The sequence below is a fragment of the Streptomyces sp. NRRL S-87 genome, from assembly GCF_000719335.1.
Classification (GTDB): domain Bacteria; phylum Actinomycetota; class Actinomycetes; order Streptomycetales; family Streptomycetaceae; genus Streptomyces.
The window spans coordinates 1-18,079 of the sequence record NZ_JOGB01000047.1 but is presented as its reverse complement, the minus strand read 5'-3'; the positions used below and the strand labels follow the sequence as shown (position 1 = coordinate 18,079).

Genomic DNA, 18,079 nt, shown 5'->3' with positions numbered 1-18,079 from the left:
AGTAGCGGGTGGACGTCAGCGGGCGGCGGAGGCGGTGACGGGCAGGAGGGTGTCGGCGAGCAGCGCCATCAGCTCCTCGGGGGCGCTCTCCAGGTAGAAGTGGCCCCCGGGCAGTTCGCGCCGGTCGAACGCGCCGGTGGTGTACGTCGCCCAGGCCGCGGCGTCGGCGCTCGTGCAGGCGGCGTCGTACGAGCCGGTGACGGCGGTGACGGGGCAGGCCAGCGGGGCGCCGGGCCGGTGGGCGTAGGTGTCGATGAGGTGGAAGTCGGCGCGCAGCACGTACAGGGCGAGCTCGCGCAGCTCCTCGTGGGCGACGAGCAGGCCGGCGTTCCCGCCCAGTCCCGCGACGTAGCGCAGGATGCCCTCGTCGCCCCGGTACTCGGGCGCGAGCGGGGCGCAGTCGTGCGGGGCCTTGCGGGCCGAGGGGAAGAAGTGCACCAGGGCGGGCCGCAGTTCACGGGGCAGGGCGCGGGCCACCTCGTAGCCGACCGTGCCGCCCATGCTGTGGCCGAAGAAGGCCACCGGCCGGTCGAGGAGCGGCCCGATCTCCGCGGTGATCCCGCGGACCAGGGTGTCCATGTCGGCCGGCGGGTCGACCATGATGCGGTCCTGCCGTCCCGGGTACTGCACGGCCGTCACCTCGATCGACGGCGGCAGCAGCTCGGCCCAGCCGCGGTAGGCGCTGGCGGCGCCGCCGGCGTGGGGGAAGCAGATCAGCCGCAGGGCCGCTGCCGGGCGCGGTGCGAAGGTGCGGAACCAGGGGCTCATGACGCCGCCCGCGCAGCCGGGGCGTACGGCCCGCCGGCGGGGTACGACTCGCCCGGGGTGTACGGCTCGGCCATCGCCACGGCGATGCGGCGCGGGCCGGTGAAGGGCTCCCGGCCGTGCGCGGCGAGCATGTTGTCCACGATCAGGACGTCGTCGGCGCGGTAGTCGAAGCGGGTGGACGCGGCCCGGTAGCAGTCCCGCAGGTGGGCGGTGACCTCGTCCGGGATGGTGCCGCCGTCGCCGTAGAAGGTGTTGCTCGGCAGGTCCGCCTCGTCGAAGAGCTCGAGCATGCCCGCGCGCACGTCCGGGGCCAGCGTGCTGTTGTGGAAGAAGGCGATGTGGTTGAACCACACGCGCTCGCCGGTCACCGGGTGGACGTGCACGGCCCGGCGGACGCCGCGGGTGCGCAGGCCGCCGTCCTCGGTCCACTCGTACTGCAGCTTCTTGGCCCGGCAGTTGGCCTCGACCTCGGCACGGTCCTCGGTGTTGAACACGTGCCGCCAGTCCACGCCGAAGCCCTCGTGGAAGTTGCGCACCGCCGTCCAGCCCCGGCGCTCGAACTCCGACACGACGGCCGGGTCGATGCGCCGCAGCACCTCGCGGGTGTCGGCCAGCGGGGTGGCGCCCAGCGTCTCGGGCTCGCGGACGCAGTGGAAGTACAGCAGCTGCGGCCAGGACGCCTGGTAGGAGTTCTCGGTGTGCAGGAAGATCTCCTCGTCCGGCGGGTAGTCGGTCGAGGTGTAGACGTTGCCCTTGATCGTGGACCGCGGCGAGGACCGCTCGGAGTACTTCAGCGGCTCCCCGGACAGGGCCCGTACGACGTCGGAGAAGCCGTCCACGCCGCCGACGTCGAAGCCGCGCAGCAGCAGCGCGCCGTGCGCGCGCAGCCGCTCGCGCAGCTGCGCCGACTCCTTCCCGATCAGCTCGACGATGCCGGGGCTGCCGCTCTCGCGCTCCACGACGAAGGCAAGGCTCTGCGCGGTCATCTTCTCTCTCCTCGTCTCGACCCGTAGTGCTGCCGGCGCGGACTCACGAAGAACCCCCGGCCGGAGCAGTCTCCGACCGGGGGCTATACATCTTCGATACCGCTTCTGATCCGGCGTCGGGCCGCGCCGGCGGGCCGGTCAGCGGTCGATGCCGACCGCCTTGAGGACCCCTTCGTCGAACTCGCCGTTGGTCAGGACGACCAGCCCGCTGCCGCGGTGCAGCCGGTTGATCGAGACGGCCTGGTAGCCGCCGGGCGAGCCACCGTGGCCGAACTCCAGCTCCGCCCCGCCGTCGTCGACGATGGTGCCCAGTCCGTAGAAGCCCGAGCTGTGCGGGGTGAGCAGCTGCCCGGCGCTCGCGGGCGAGAGCAGGGCCAGCGGACGGCCCAGGAAGCTGCGCCGCACCTCCAGTTCGAACCGGGCCATGTCGGCCGCGGTGCTCCACAGGCCGGCGGCGGCGAGCTCGGGATGGACCAGCCAGCCCCCCTCCAGCGGCCTGCCCCGCTCGTCGTGGCCCAGGGCCACGGGCCGCCCGCAGGACGCGGGGAAGGACCGGTCGAAGCTGCTGCCCGCCATCCCCAGCGGATCGAACACCAGCCGCCGCATCAGGGCCTCGAAGGGCTCCCCGGTGACGTCGGTCAGCAGCCGTTCCAGCACGGAGTAGTGGGCGTTGGACTTGAGGAAGCCCGACCCGGCGGGCCGCTCCGGCACCGCCGTGGCGCGCAGCAGGTCCAGCAGCGCCGGTACCGGCTCGCCCCTGCGCACGGCCTGGCGCGGGGTCTCCGCGAGCCCGCCGAGGTGGCTGAGCAGGTGGCGTACCGTGATGGGCCGGGGAGCCGCCGGCAGCCGCCAGTCGCGCAGGTACGCGTCGGCCGGCGCGTCCAGGTCCAGTACGCCCTGGTCGACCAGGCGCAGCACGGCGACGGCCGTGACGTGCTTGCCCCAGGAGCCGGTCTGGAAGACGGTGTCGGTCGTGACGGGCTCGTCGCCGTCCGCGTCGAGCCTTCCGATGGCCTCCAGGGCGACCAGTTCGCCGCCCTCGATCACGGCCAGCGAGGCGCCCGGCACCCCGCTCGCGGCGAGCGCCCCGCGCACCGCCTCCGGGTCCAGGACCCGCTCGGTGGCCGCGCCGGAGCCCGCCCCGGCCGTGCCGGTCGCGGCCGCGGCCGCCGCCGTCACGGCCGCCGCGTCCACGGCGGCCGCGAGCGCGGCGAGCGTGTCGTGCTGGTAGAGCAGGAACAGGGAGATGTCCAGCCCCGCCTTGCGCCCGGCCGCGATCACCCGGATCACCAGGATGGAGTCGCCGCCGAGCCGGAAGAACCCGTCCTCCCGCCCGATCCGCGCGATGCCCAGCTCCTTCGACCAGATGGCCGCGATCCGCCGCTCGGTCGCGGTGGCCGGCTCGGTGTACGGGCGGTCCCCGGCCGACCAGGCGGCCGGCTCCGGGAGGGCCGCCCGGTCCACCTTGCCGTTGGGCGTCAGCGGCAGGGCGGCCAGCGGCACGTAGGCCGCCGGGACCATCGCCTCGGGCAGCGACCTGGCCAGCTCCTCGCGCAGCGCCGCCCCGTCGGGGGCGGTGCCGTCGGCGCCCACCACGTAGCCGATGAGCTGCTCGTGGCCGAGGGGTCCCCGGCGGACCGCGACGGCCGCGTCCGCGACCGCGTCCAGGGCGGTCAGGGCGGCCTCGATCTCACCGAGCTCGATGCGCACCCCCCGCACCTTGACCTGGTGGTCGACCCGGCCGAGGAACTCGATGGTGCCGTCCTCGTTCCAGGCGGCCACGTCGCCGGTCCGGTACAGCCGGGAGCCGGCCGGGCCGAACGGGTCCGGCAGGAACCGCTCGGCGGTGAGCGCCGGGCGCCCCCCGTAGCCGCGCGAGACCCCGGCGCCGCCGGCGTACAGCTCCCCGGGGACGCCCACGGGAACCGGCGACATCGCCGCGTCCAGGATGTACAGCCGGGTGTTGCGCACCGGCCGGCCGATGGTGACCCGGGCCTCGCCGACCGGGTCGCCGGCCCGGACGACGGCGTGCGTGACGTCGTCGGAGCACTCGGTCGGCCCGTACGCGTTGACCAGCGGCACGTGCGGGAACCGGTCGGCCCAGCGGCGGCACAGGTCCGGCGGCAGCGCCTCCCCGGTCACCACCAGCCACCGCAGGTGCGGCAGTTCGCAGGTGAGCAGGCCCGCGTCGCGGGCGTCGAGCGCGGCGCGCAGCAGCGACGGCACGACCTCCAGCACCGTGATCCGCTCGTCGGCGGTCCGGCCGAACAGGGCCGCCGGGTCCACCGCCACCGCCTCGTCGACCACCCGGACCCGGCCGCCGACCACGAACGCGGCCAGCATCTGCCACACCGAGATGTCGAAGGACAACGAGGCGTTCTGCACCAGCGCGTCGGCGGCCGTCAGCTCCAGGTCCTCGACCTTCGCGAGCAGGTGGTTGGCCATGCCCCGCCGGGTGACCTGCACGCCCTTGGGGCGGCCGGTCGAGCCCGAGGTGTAGATGACGTACGCGAGGTGGTCGGCGTCGGCGACCGGCGCGGGCGCGGTCGCCGGGTGGTGGGCCCACGCGGCGGGCCGGTCCAGCGCGACGGCCGGCAGGTCCGGCGCCTGCGCGAGCCCCTCGCCCAGCAGCAGGACGGCGTGCGCGTCCCCCGCCATGTACGCCAGCCGCTCCGCCGGCAGCGCCGGGTCCAGCGGCAGGTAGGCGCCGCCCGCCTTCAGCACCGCCAGCACGGCGACGACCGTGGCGGGGGAGCGGCGGGCGTGCAGGGCGACGACCGTGTCCGGGCCCACGCCGAGCGACCGCAGGTGGTGGGCGAGCCGGTTGGACTCCGCCGCCACCTCGGCGTAGCTCAGCACCGCCCCGTCGGAGGTCAGCGCCGGCCGCCCCGGGTCCGCGGCCGCGGTCCGCTCCAGCTCCTCCTCCACCGCCACCCAGGCCGGTTCGCGCCCGGTCCGCGTCCAGGAGCGCAGCAGCTCCTCCTCCGCGTCACCGAGGTACGTCAGGCGCGGATCGCCGTCGGGGGAGTCCGCCATGGCGGCGAGCACCGCCCGGTACATACGGGCCACCCGCTCCCCGTTCGCCCGGCTCAGCACCCGGGAGTCCGCGGTCAGGTTCAGGCCCCGGCCGCCGGTGGCGACGCTCAGCGCGAACTCGGTGGTGGTCTCGCCGACGCTCGACCCCGCGTCGATCCGGTCGCTGTTGAAGACCCGCAGGTCGTGGTAGTTGAACAGGACCTCGATCTGCCGCTGCGCGCCCGGCGCCTCCCGCTGGATCGCGGCCATCGGGTAGCGGCGGTGGCCCCACAGGTCCACCTCGCGGGCGAACACCTGCTGGACCAGCTCGTCCCAGGTGCGGGCCGTACGGTCGTGGGCGAACGGCAGGGTGTTGAGGTACATGCCCAGCACCCGGTCGGCACCCGGCAGTTCGGGCCGGACGTCGACGACCAGTCCGGTGTGGAAGGCCGCCTCCTCGGTCAGCTGGCTCATCACCTTCAGGTGGGCCGCCAGCAGCACGCTCTTGAGCGAGACCCGGCCGCGCGAGGCGAACGCCCGCAGCGGCTGCTCCAGGTCGGAGAGGTCGACCGGCACCACGTGCGTGCGCCGCTCGCCCTCCTCGCCCCAGCCGGCCGGCAGCCGCAGCGGGGCGTAGCCGCCGGTGACGCCCTTCCAGTACGCGCTGTCCGCGCCGGAGGCCAGCGACTCCAGCTCGCCGGCCACGAAGTCCGCGTACCGGATCGGGGGAGCCTGGTACGGGGCGCCGTCGCCGCGGCCGTCCCGGACCTCCCGGTAGACGTCCACGAGCTCGGTGACCAGCGCGAACTGGCCCCAGCCCTGGGTGATCGCGTGCGGCTGGCTGAAGGTGACCCGCCAGGCGGAGTCGTCCTCCAGGTGGACCGCGACCCGCAGCAGCGGGGTCCGGGCCGGGTCGAACCGGTCGGCCCGCTCGGCGGCCAGGAAGGCCGCCAGCGCCGCCTCCTGGTCCGCCCCGTCCCGCCCGCGCAGGTCGTGCACGCGCACCGGCACCTCGACCGCCGCGTGCACCAGCTGCATCGGCTGCGAGAACCCGGTCAGGTCGAACGAGGTCCGCAGCACGTCGTGGCGGGCCGTCACCCGCGCCACGGCCGCGCGCAGCGCCGCCTCCTCGAAGGGCCGGTCGTCGGTGACCCGGATGGACACGCACTGGTGGTACGTGGACCCGCCGGTGTCGGCGAGCATCTCCACCAGCATGCCGAGCTGCAGCTGCGAGGCCGGGTAGGCGTCCGCCACCCCGGCCGGCACCAGCGCCCGGTCCTCGGCGCCGATCAGGGCGAACGGCGCCACCGCGGCGATCCCGCCGGCCAGCGGCGGCCGCGCCGCGGCCGCCCCGGTGAGCCCGGCCACGGTCCGCTGCTCGAAGACGTCGCGGACCGCGATGTCGTAGCCGGCCTCCCGCAGCGCCCCGACCAGGTTGACGGCGCGCAGCGAATCCCCGCCGAGGTCGAAGAACGAGTCCTCGACACCGACCCGGTCCGCGCCCAGCACCTCCGCCCACAGCGAAGCGATCCGCGCCTCCGCCGGGGTGCGCGGTGCCACGTAGTCGGCGGCCGCCAGGGCGTCGCCCTCGGGCGCCGGCAGCGCCCGGCGGTCGACCTTCCCCGCCGCGTTCAGCGGCAGCGCCGCCAGCGCGACGAACGCGGAGGGCAGCATCGGCTCCGGCAGCAGGGCGGCCAGCAGCCGGCGCAGCGCGCCCGGTTCGACCGGGTCGCCGTCCGCCGGGACGACGTAGCCGACCAGGCGCTTGTCGCCCGGGGTGTCCTCGCGGACGGTGACCGCGGCCTGCGCGACGCCCGGCAGGGTCATCAGCGCGGCCTCGACCTCGCCCGGTTCGATCCGCACCCCGCGGATCTTCACCTGGTCGTCGGCCCGGCCGACGTACACCAGCGTGCCGTCGGGCCGCATCCGCACCACGTCCCCGGTCCGGTACATGCGGGCGCCGGGCACCTCGGAGAACGGGTCCGGGCCGAAGGCCGCGGCAGTCCGCCCCGGCAGGTTGCGGTAGCCACGGGCCAGGCCCGCACCCCCGATGTACAGCTCACCGGGGACGCCGGCCGGCACCGGCCGCAGTGCCCGGTCGAGCACGTACACCGACGTGTTGGCGATCGGGCGGCCGATGGAGACCGGGCCCCCGTCGCCGGGGACCTCCCAGCTCGTCGACCAGATGGTCGTCTCGGTGGGCCCGTACACGTTGACCAGCCGGTCCACCCGGGAGCGCAGCTCCCCGGCCAGCTCCGCCGGCAGCGCCTCGCCACCGGTCAGTGCCGTGACGCGGGCCCGGTCGAGACCGGAGCGCAGCAGCAGGTTCCAGCCCGACGGGGTGGCCTGGACGTGGGTGATGCCGTGCCGCTCGACCAGGGCGGCCAGCGCGGCGCCGTCCCTCGTGTCCAGGTGGTCGGCCAGGACCAGCCGGCCGCCGGTGACCAGCGGCAGGAACAGCTCCAGGCCCGAGATGTCGAAGGACACCGAGGTCAGCGAGAGCCAGGTGTCGGCGGCGCCGGAACCCAGCTGCTCGGCCATCGCCAGCAGCAGGTTGGCCAGCGCGGCGTGCTCGATGCCGACGCCCTTGGGGCGGCCGGTCGAGCCCGAGGTGTACAGGGTGTACGCGAGCTGGCCGGCCCCGGCCGCCACCGGCAGCACCCCGTCCTGCGGGAGTTCGGGCCAGGGCAGGTCGTGGACGAGCCGGGGCCCGTCGTGCACCCCGTCGAGGACGTCCGCGTACGCCGCTTCGGTGACCACCGGACCGGCGCCCGCGTCGGCGAGCACGTAGCCGATCCGGTCCGCGGGGAACGCCGGGTCCAGCGGTACGTACGAGGCGCCCGTCCGCCAGGCCCCCAGCATCGCCGCGAGCAGCTCCGGAGTCCGGTCCAGCAGCAGGCCGACCACCGACTCGGGGCCGGCCCCCAGCGCGCGCAGCGCCCGCGCGTACCGCTCGCTGCGCTCCAGCAGCCAGCCGTACGAGTACTCCCGGCCGTCCCGCAGCAGCGCGACCGCGCCGGGCTCGGCGGCGGCCCGGGCCGTGAACAGGTCCAGGGCCGTGGCCGCCCCGCGCGGCACGGCGGTGTCCTCGACCCCGACCAGCACCTCCCGGCGCTCCTGCGGCCCGAGCAGGTCGACGGTGGCGTCCCCGTCCGGATCGGCGGCCATCGCCTCCAGCACCCGGCGGTACATCGCCACCAGCCGCTCGGCGTGCTCCCGGTTCACCGCATGGGACTCGCAGGTCACGATGACGTGGCCGACCCGGGAGGACACCGTCAGCGGGAACTCCGAGGGGCTGTCGTCGATCCCGCCCTCGTGGTCCACCACGCCGGCGTCGACCTGGCGGAAGTCCTGGTAGTTGAAGTACACGTCGAGCAGCCGGCGCGAACCGCCCCACTCGCGCTGGATGGCGGCCATCGGGTAGCGGCGGTGGCCCCACAGTCCGACCTCGCGGGCGAAGACCTGGCGGACCAGCTCCGTCCAGGTGCGGGCGGAGCGGTCGTGGGCGAACGGCAGGGTGTTGAGGTACATGCCCAGCACCCGGTCGGCGCCCAGGAGTTCGGGCCTGGCGTCGCACACCAGGCCGGTGTGGAAGGCCGCCTCGTCGGTCAGCCGGCTCATCACCGCCAGGTGCGCGGCGACCATCACGCTCTTGAGGGAGGTCTTGGCACGGGCGGCGAGCCGCCGCAGCCCCTCCTCCAGGTCGGTCCACACGATGCCCGCCTGCACGGTCTCGCGGGGCAGGCGGGGGTCGTCGCCCCAGCCCTGCGGGAGCCGCAGCGGCGCGTGCTCGGAGACGATCGAACGCCAGTACGCGCGGTCCTCCTCCGAGTCCACGGCCCGCAGCTCCCCGGCCACGAAGTCCGCGAAGCGCACGGCCGGGGCGTCGAAGGGCTCCGGCTCGCGGCCGTCGCGGACCGCCCGGTAGACCTCGATCAGCTCCATCAGGAGCGAGTGGTGGCCCCAGCCCTCCAGGATCGGGTGGCACTCGGTCACCGATATCCACCAGCCCGCGCCGTCGCCGGTCAGGTGCGCGTGGAACCGCATCAGGGAGGGCACGGCCAGGTCGAAGACCCGGGTGCGCTCCAGGGCCGTGAAGGCGCGCAGCTCCGCGTCCACCGCGTCGGCGTCCAGACCGCTCAGGTCCTGCCAGCCGAGCGGCATCACGGCCTCGGCGTGGACCAGCTGCATGGGCCGGGAGAAGCCGGTCAGCGCGATGGACGTGCGCAGCACCTCGTGGCGGGCGGTGACGATCCGCCCCGCCTCCCGGAAGGCCTCCGGGTCGAACGGCCGGTCGTCGCGGATCCGGAAGGTGGAGACGTTGTGGTAGAGGTTGCGGCTGGGGTCGGCGAGCATCTCGACGACCATGCCGAGCTGCATCTGCGACAGCGGGTAGGCGTCGGTCACCCCGTCGGGGACGGCGGCCCGGTCGGCCTCGTCGACGAGGGCGAACGGGGCCACGGTCTCGGTGCCCGGCGCGAGCGCCGGCCGCCCGGTGATCGACTCGCACAGCTGGGCGACCGTACGGAAGTCGAACACGTCGCGCACCGAGATGTCGTACCCGGCCGCACGCAACGCGCCGACCAGGGCGATCGCCCGGATCGAGTCCCCGCCGAGGTCGAAGAAGGAGTCCTCGACGCCGACCCGCTCCACGCCGAGCACCTCGGCCCACACCGCCGCGACGCGCTCCTCCACCGGGGTGCGGGGGGCCGTGTACGCGCCCGCGCCGCGCAGCGTCGCGGTGTCGGGGGCCGGCAGCGCGCGGTGGTCGAGCTTGCCGTTGACGGTGAGCGGGATGCGCTCCAGCGGGACGAACGCGGCGGGCAGCATGTACTCGGGCAGGGTCCGGCGCAGCAGGGTGCGCAGCTCACCCGGGTTGGGCAGACCGCCCGGCTCCTGTGCGACGAGGTAGCCCACCAGCTGCTTCTCGCCGGAGTCGGTGCGCACCTGCACCACGGCCTCGCCGACGCCCGGGTGCTCCAGCAGCGCGTGGGCGATCTCGCCCAGCTCCACCCGGTAGCCGCGGATCTTGACCTGGTTGTCGATGCGGCCGATGAACTCCAGGCCGCCGTCCGGCAGTCGGCGCGCGGCGTCGCCGGAGCGGTACAGCCGGGCACCGGGCGGGCCGAACGGGTCGGGGACGAACCGCTCGGCGGTCAGCTCCGGGCGGCCCAGGTAGCCGCGGGCGACTCCCGGACCGCCGACGAAGATCTCGCCCGGGACGCCGACGGGCGCCGGCTGGCCGGCCGCGTCCAGCAGATACACCGAAAGGTCGCTGAGCGGATGGCCCACCCGGTTGCCCGCAAGCGGTTCAAAGTCGGCCTCCCCGATCCTGTAGTACGTGGTGTGCACGGTGGTCTCGGTGATGCCGTACATGTTGACCAGCGCCGGACCGTCCGGACCGACCCGGTCCAGCCACGGCCGCAGCTCGGGTACCTCGAGCTTCTCGCCGGCGAACACCACGGCGCGCAGGGACAGCAGGTCGATGCGCGGGTCGCCCGAGCCGGCGGCGGCGACCAGCGAGCGGAACGCGGTCGGGGTCTGCGAGAGCACGGTGGCCCGTTCGGCGACCAGCAGGTCGAGGAAGTCCGAGGGCGAGCGGGTCACGTCCTGGCCGACGACGACCACCCGGCCGCCGTACAGCAGGGCGCCCCACATCTCGAACACCGACACGTCGAAGGCGTAGCTGTGGAACATCGTCCACACGTCGCTCGGGCCGAAGGCGTAGTGCTCGTGGGCGGTGGTCAGCAGGCGCAGCACGTTGCCGTGCTCCAGCACGACGCCCTTGGGGCGGCCGGTGGAGCCGGAGGTGTAGATGACGTACACGGTCGAGTCGGGGCCGGCGAGCGGCTCGGGGTTCGTGACGGGCCGGGCGTCGATCAGGTCCGCGTCCCGGTCCAGCAGCAGCGTCTCGACGCCCTGCGCGTCGGCGAGGGCGGGCAGGGTCGCCCCGGAGGCGACGGCGATCCGGGCCCCGGCGTCGGCCAGGACGTAGGCGAGCCGGTCGGCCGGGTTGGCGGGGTCGAGCGGCAGGTAGCCGGCACCCGACTTGAGGATGCCGAGCAGGGCGGGCAGCAGGTCGGCGCCGCGCTCCAGGCAGAGCCCGACGAGCTGCTCGGGGCCGGCGCCCATGGCGCGCAGCTGGTGGGCCACCCGGTTGGCGCGCTCGTTGAGCTCCCGGTACGTGAGGTGGGTGCTCCCGGCCGTCACGGCGACCGCGTCGGGGGTCGCCGCGGCCTGCCGCTCGAAGGCCTCGTGCACGCAGGCCTCCACCGGCGCACCGGGCCGGTGCCCGCTGAGCGAGCCGGTGACGACGGCGAGTTCGGCGTCGCCGAGCAGCCGCAGCCGGGACACCGGCAGCTCCGGGTCGGCGGTGGCGGCCTCCAGCAGGTGCAGCAGGTGACCGGCCATCCGCTCCGCGGTGGCCCGGTCGAAGAGGGCGGTGGCGTAGTTGAGGGCGCCGCCCAGCGAGCCGTCGGCGGCCTCCTCGATCTGGAGGGTCAGCTCGTACTTGGCGATCCGGTCCTGGCGGGCGTACTGCTCGATGGTCAGGCCCGGCAGGCTGAAGGCGTCCAGCCGCTGCTCGTGCATCGTGAAGGCGACCTGGTGCAGCGGGGTGCGCGACATGTCGCGCTCCGGCTGCAACTCGTCCACCAGCCGGGCGAACGGCACCTCCTGGTGGTCGAACGCGTCGAGCACCGTGGCGCGGGTGCGGGCCAGCAGTTCACCGAAACCCGGGTCGTCCGCCCAGCTGCCGCGCATCACCAGCGTGTTGATGCCGTAGCCGATGAGCCGCTGCAGCTCGGGGCGGCCGCGCCCGGAGACCACGGTGCCGACCGAGACGTCGCTCTGGCCGGTGTAGCGGGCCACCAGCACCTGGAAGGCCGTCAGGAGCACCGCGAAGGGGGTCGCGCCGTGGGCCGCGGCCAGCTCGCGCACCCGCCCGGCCAGCCCCTCGGGGAAGGTGATGGGGACGTCCGAGCCGGTGGTGTCGCGCACCGCCGGCCGCGGCCGGTCCGTCGGCAGCTCCACCGGCAGGGCGCCGGCCAGCCGCTCCCGCCAGTACGCCAGCCGCTGCTCCAGCAGGGGGCCGGACGACTGCTCGCGCTGCCAGGCCGCGTAGTCGGCGTACTGCACCTCGAGCGGGGCGAGCGGGGTGTCGTCGCCGGTGGTCCGACGGGTGTACAGGGTGCTCAGCTCGTCGGCGAAGATCCGGGTGGACCAGGCGTCGCAGGCGATGTGGTGGAAGGTGACCGCCAGCACGTGCTCGTCCGCGGCCAGCCGGACCAGCCGGGCCCGGACGGGCCACTGCTCGGCCAGGTCGAACGGGGTGGACACCTCCCGCTCCACGATCCGGGCGGCCAGCGCCTCCCGCTCGGCGGGGTCCTCGCCGGTGAGGTCGTCCAGCTCCAGGACGACCGCGGACGGCTCGTCCACCAGCTGTACGGGCTCGACGCCGTCGAGGCCGTACCGGGTGCGCAGGATCTCGTGCCGGTCGGTGACCGCCTGCCAGGCGGCGGCCAGCGCCGCGGTGTCGAGGGCGCCGCGCAGCCGCAGCACGAGCGGCACCAGGTACTCGGGGCTGTCCGGCTCGAGCCGGCTCAGGAACCACATCTGCTGCTGGCCCGCGGACAGCGGCAGCGGCGCGCCGCGGTCGGCGCGGGGGATGCCCGCCGGGGCGGGGGAGAGCGGACGGGACCCGCCCCGCGGGCCGCGACGGCCCGCGAGGCGGCTGCGCAGCAGCTCGGCCCTCAGCTCCTCGGTGGACGGCGTGCGGTCGGCCCGCTGGACGGGCGCGGATTCCTGGATGCTCATGCGCTCTGCTCCTCCAGCAGCTCGGCGTCCGACAACTGCTCGATCTCGGCGCGGATACGGGACTCGACGGCGTTCGCCAGACCGGCGACGGTCGGATGCTCGAAGATGTCGCGCACCGGCAGCGCCACCTCGAACTCGGTCTGGATCGCCGCGATGAGCCGGATCGCGAGGATCGAGTTGCCGCCGGAGCGGAAGAAGTTGTCGTGCACCCCGATCCGGGTCCCCAGCAGCTCGGCCCAGATCTCGGAAATACGTTCCTGCAGAGGGCCGTCCGGCTCGTCCCCGCCACCGGCCGCCGCCGGCGCCGGGTCGGGCAGCGCCGCCCGGTCCAGCTTGCCGTTGGCGTTCAGCGGGATCGCCTCCAGCGCCGTGAACGAGGAGGGCACCAGGTAGTCCGGCAGCAACTCGGCGCAGTACTCCGCCAGCTCGCCGCCGTCGACCGGGTTGACGGCCGGTACGAAGTACCCCGCCAGGCGCACCGCCCCGCCCGCGTCGGTCCGGGCGACCACGACGGCCTCCCGCACCCCCGGGTGGTCGGCCAGCACCGCCTGCGCCTCACCGGGCTCCACGCGGTAGCCGCGGATCTTGACCTGGTGGTCGGTACGGCCCAGGAACTCCACCTGCCCGTCCGCCAGCCAGCGCGCCAGGTCCCCGGTCCGGTACAGCCGCGCACCCGGCTCCCCGAACGGGTCGGGCACGAACTTCTCGGCGGTGGGCACCGGCAGGTCCGCGTAGCCGCGGGCCACGCCCGTACCGCCGACGTACAGCTCGCCCACGGAGCCCGTCGGCACCGGGCGCATCGACTCGTCCAGGACGTACATCGCCATGCCGGGCAGCGGCCTGCCGATCGGCACCACCGGCGGCAGCGCGCCCGCCGGCACCGGGCTGGTGCAGGTGCCCACGGAGGCCTCGGTCGGCCCGTACTCGTTGACCAGCCGGCCGGCGCCGAGCCGGTCCGCCCACTCGCGGGCCAGCGGTCCGGGCAGCGCCTCGCCGGCGACCACGACGACCCCGGCCAGGCCGGCGGCCTGCTCGGGCGTCAGCTGCCCCGTGAGGACGTCCAGGTGACCGGGCGTCAGCTTCAGGAAGCTGTACGGCCCCGACTCCAGCAGCCGCGCCCCCAGCTCCGTCAGGTCCGTGTCCTGCGGCAGCATCACCACCCGCTGGCCGGCCAGCAGCGGCGCCCACACGTTCGGCACGGCCAGGTCGAAGGCGGTCGAGGAGAAGACCGCGCTGCCGCCCGTCCCCCGGGAGACCAGCTCGTCCACCGCCCACCGCAGGTGGTTGGCCAGACCGCGGTGGGACACCGCGACCCCCTTGGGGCGTCCGGTGGAACCCGAGGTGTAGATCAGGTACGCCAGCCGCTCCAGGTCCGCGGGAACCTCGGGCGCGGTGGCCGGCAGCGCGGCCAGCGCCGCCTCGGCGGCGTCCGCGTCGACCAGTGCCAGCGCACCGGTGTACCCGGCGAACCGCCCCGCGTACCCGGTGGCCGTCACCACCACGCGGGCTCCGGCGTCCCCGGCCATCGCGGCCACCCGCTCGGCGGGCCAGGACGGGTCCATCGGCACGTAGGCGCCGCCGGCCTTCCACACGGCCAGCAGGGTCGCGGTCAGGTCGGCGCCGCGGTCGAGCAGCACGCCGACCCGCGTCTCGGGGCCGACGCCGAGCCCCCGGAGGCGGTGCGCCAGCCGGTTGGCGCGGGCGTCGAGCTCCGCGTAGCCGACGGACCGGGCGCGCTCCTGCACCGCGACCGCGTCCGGCGTCCGCGCGGCCTGCGCGGCGAACACCTCGTGCACGGCGGCGGTGACGGGCCCGACCGGCGCGGTGGCCCACCGGGAGGTGAGCCGCTCCCGCTCGTCCGCGGGCAGCAGCTCCACCTCGCCGAGGCGCACCTCCGGGTCGGCCGCGACCGCGGCCAGCAGCCGCTGGAAGCGCTCGGCCAGCCGCTCCACGGTGGCCGCGTCGTACAGCGCGGTCGCGAACTCCAGGCTCGCGAACATCGTCCCGTCGCCGTGGCGGCGCATGTAGAGGGTGAGGTCGGTGTGCGCCACGCCCCACATCTCCTGCAGGGTCCGGACGTCCTCGGCATCCTCCACGGCCCCGTTGAAGGACTCGTCGTGCAGGTCGAAGGCGACCTGGTAGAGCGGCGTACGGGACAGGTCCCGCTCCGGCGCCAGCTCCTCCACCAGCCGCTCGAAGGGCAGGTCCTGGTGGGCGAAGGCGTCCCGGGTGGTCTCCCTGACCCGCTCCAGCGCCTCGCGGAAGGTCAGCCCCGCGTCCAGCCCGCAGCGCAGCACCACGCTGTTGAGGAAGAACCCGACCATCCCCTCGGTCTCGGCGCGCTCGCGCCCGGCCACCGGCGTCCCCACCGGCACGTCCCAGCGGCCGGTGTGCGCCGCGAGCAGCGTCGCGTAGGCGGTGACCAGCGTGGTGAACGGGGTGGCGCCGTGCCGTCGGCCCAGCTCGGTCAGCCGGCTCACGACCGGCGCGGGGACCGAGAAGTGGACGACCGAGCCGCGCCCGTCGCGCACCGCCGCCCGCGGCCGGTCGGCGGGCAGCTCCACGGGCGTGGAGCCGGCCAGGACGCCGCGCCAGTGGTCCAGCTCCCCGGCGATCAGCTCGTCGGTCAGCCGGGCCCGCTGCCACACCGCGTAGTCGGCGTAGTCCAGCTCCTTGGCCGGTAGGCCCGCGTCGACGCGGCCCACCCGGTAGGCGTCGAGCAGCTGGTGGAACTCCCGCTCCAGCACGTTCGAGGACCAGCCGTCGGTGGCGATGTGGTGCATCGCCACCGTGACCACGTGGTCCCCGCCGCGCAGCCGCACCAGGGCGGCCCGCAGCAGCGGCCCGGTCTCCAGGTCGAAGCCCCGGCCGAATTCCTCCTTGAGGAGCTCGGTGAACTCCGCCCGGTCCGCGTGCAGATGGCGCAGCTCGACCCGGTGCGGGGCGGCGACGACCTGTACGGACTCGCCGTCGACCACGGCGTACCGGGTGCGCAGTGCCTCGTGCCGCTCCACCAGGGCGTTCAGGGCGCGCTGGACGTGCGCGACGTGCGTGCCGTCGGGCACCTTCAGGAACAGCCCGGCCACCCACTCGGAGCTGCCCGGGTTCATCCGGTCCAGGAACCACAGCCGGCGCTGCCCGAAGGACAGCGGCAGCGGTCCGGCGTCGCGCGGCACGGCGGTGACGGCCGGCTCGGCGTCCCCGGCCGCCGCCCCGTCGGCGGGACCGCCGGACGTGGTGGCACCGGAAGCGCCGGGCGTGGCGGGAGCGGCGGGCGCGTCCGGTCCGTCCGGTGCGTCGGTCGCGGCGTCCTCCGGGGCCAGCAGCCGGGCCTGCGCCTCGACCGTGGTCGCGGCGAACAGCCCGCGCAGCTGGATCCGGCGCCCCGACGCGGTACGGAGCTTGCCGGCGAGCCGGGCCAGCTGCAGCGAGGTGCCGCCGAGCGCGAAGAAGTCGTCGTCGAGGCCGATGTCCTCGGTCCTGAGCAGCTCCTGCCAGGCGGCGGCGACCAGCCGCTCGGCCTCGGTACCCGGCTCCCGGCGACCCGGCCGCGACGGCGCGGCGGCGAGCTCGGGGGCGGGCAGCGCGGCCCGGTCCACCTTGCCGTTGACGGTCAGCGGGAAGGCGTCCAGGCGCAGGAAGACCGCGGGCACGTGGGTGTCGGGCAGCCGCTCCTGCAGGAAGCCGCGCAGCCCGCCCAGCACGTCGTCCGATTCCGCGAGGACGTGCGCCGCGAGCCGCTTGGCGCCGTCCGGCCCGGTGAAGGCGGTGACGACGGCTCCGGTGACACGGGGGTGGGCGTTCAGGGCGCTCTCCACCTCGCCGGGCTCGATCCGGACACCGTTGACCTTGACCTGGTGGTCGATGCGCCCGAGGTACTCCAGCACCCCGTCCTCGCGCCGGCGCACCTGGTCGCCGGTGCGGTAGAGGCGGGAGCCGTCCTGGGCGAAGGGGTCCGGTACGAAGCGGTCGGCGGTCTGCGCCGGGCTGCCCAGGTAGCCGCGGGCCACGCCCACGCCCCCCGCGTACAGCTCGCCCGGTTCGCCGACCCCGACGGGGCGGCCCTCGGCGTCCGCGACCAGCACCCGCATCCCGCCGATCGGGCGCCCGATCGGCACCGCGCCGGTGGCCTGCTCGGGCTCGAAGCGGTGCGCGGTCACGTCGATGGCGCACTCGGTGGGGCCGTAGGTGTTCCAGAGCTCGAAGCGGCCGTCGGCGGCCGGCTCGCCGATCCGGCGCAGCACCCGCTGCGCGAGCTCGGCGTGCAGGGGCTCCCCGGCCGAGAACAGCAGCCGCAGCGCGTCGCAGCGCTCCCAGCCCGTCTCCTCGGCGAGCAGCCGCAGCACGGAGGGGACCACCTGAAGGACCGTCACCCGCTGGTCGGCGACCGTGCGCAGCAGCTCCGCCGGGTCGCGCTCGGCGCCCGCCGGGGCGAGCACCAGCGTGCCGCCGCTGACCAGGGGTGCGAACACCTCCCAGACGTGCGCGTCGAAGGTGATCGCCGTCTTGTGCAGGACCCGGTCGGCCGGCGAGAGGCCGTGCGTCCCGGTGGCCCAGGCGATCCGGTTCGATATGCCCTCGTGGCTGACCACGACGCCCTTGGGGGTGCCGGTGGAGCCGGAGGTGTAGATGACGTACGCGATGTCGAGCGGGCCCGCGTCGGCCCGCGGGGCCCCGGCGGCCGCCGAGGAGGCCTCCGTGGAGCCCTCCTCGGCCGGTACGGCCGGGGCGCCCAGCTCGGACACGAGCAGCGGCTCGGCGCCCGAACCGGCCGCCACCGCCACCGATCCGGGTCCGGTGACGACGAAACCGGCCCCGGCGGCCCGCAGCATCCAGGACGAACGCGCGGCCGGCTGCTCGGGGTCCAGCGGCAGGTAGCCGGCCCCGGACCGCCACACGCCCAGCAGGGCGGACACCAGTTCGACGGAACGCGGCAGGCAGACGCCGACCACCGCGCCCGGGCCGACGCCCCGGGCGCGCAGCCGGCGGGCGATCAGCTCGGCGCGGGCGTCGAGCTCGGCGTAGCTGGTCTCCCGGGCACCCTCGACCACGGCGATCGCATCCGGAGCCGCCGCGGCCCGGCCCGCTACGAGTTCGTGAGCCAGGAGGGGCTCGCTGGGGGAGGCGCCCGTACGCGACTCGGGATTCATGTGTCTCAAGCTCCTCGTTGATGATCGGCGTGATCGGTGTGGTGGGCGCGGGGCGCGTCAGCCCGCGAGGGAGTCCATGCGGCGGCGCAGGCTGAGCGGACGCATGTCCGTCCAGACCTCGCCGATGTGGGCCAGGCACTCCTCGCGGCTGCCCTCGGTGCCCTCGGGGGACCAGCCGACGGGCAGCGGGCGGTCGAGCCACCAGATCGAGTACTGCTCCTCGTGGTTGAGCACCACGCGGTGGGTCGGCGCGGAGGCCTGCTCGGCGGTGTTCTCAGCGGACACGGTCGTCTCCTCAGTCCTGATGGATGCGATGGATGGGTGTGGGGGGATGTGGGGGGGTGG

Annotated in this window: 5 protein-coding genes; all 5 read right to left on the bottom strand. The window is 75.2% G+C overall.

All coding sequences use genetic code 11. From position 1 onward, the window contains the following. Nucleotides 1–15: 15 nt before the first annotated feature. Nucleotides 16–768, bottom strand: coding sequence for a thioesterase II family protein (locus IF43_RS0126075; RefSeq protein WP_037890096.1), 753 nt, complete (start codon nt 766–768; stop codon nt 16–18). Next, a complete protein-coding gene (locus IF43_RS0126070; protein ID WP_063753398.1) occupies nt 765–1,754 on the bottom strand; it encodes a TauD/TfdA family dioxygenase in 990 nt (329 codons plus the stop codon). The genes IF43_RS0126075 and IF43_RS0126070 overlap by 4 nt, the downstream gene beginning before the upstream one ends. A 138-nt stretch (nt 1,755–1,892) precedes the next feature. Further along, nucleotides 1,893–12,584, bottom strand: a complete 10,692-nt coding sequence (locus IF43_RS0126065; protein WP_051796161.1) for a non-ribosomal peptide synthetase — start codon at nt 12,582–12,584, stop codon at nt 1,893–1,895. Beyond that, complete coding sequence (locus tag IF43_RS0126060; RefSeq protein WP_030205284.1) at nt 12,581–17,734, bottom strand: non-ribosomal peptide synthetase; 5,154 nt, start codon at nt 17,732–17,734, stop codon at nt 12,581–12,583. Before IF43_RS0126060 ends, IF43_RS0126065 begins: the two co-directional genes overlap by 4 nt. Nucleotides 17,735–17,791: 57 nt before the next feature. Further along, complete coding sequence (locus IF43_RS0126055; RefSeq protein ID WP_030205281.1) at nt 17,792–18,019, bottom strand: MbtH family NRPS accessory protein; 228 nt, start codon at nt 18,017–18,019, stop codon at nt 17,792–17,794. Nucleotides 18,020–18,079: the final 60 nt, after the last annotated feature.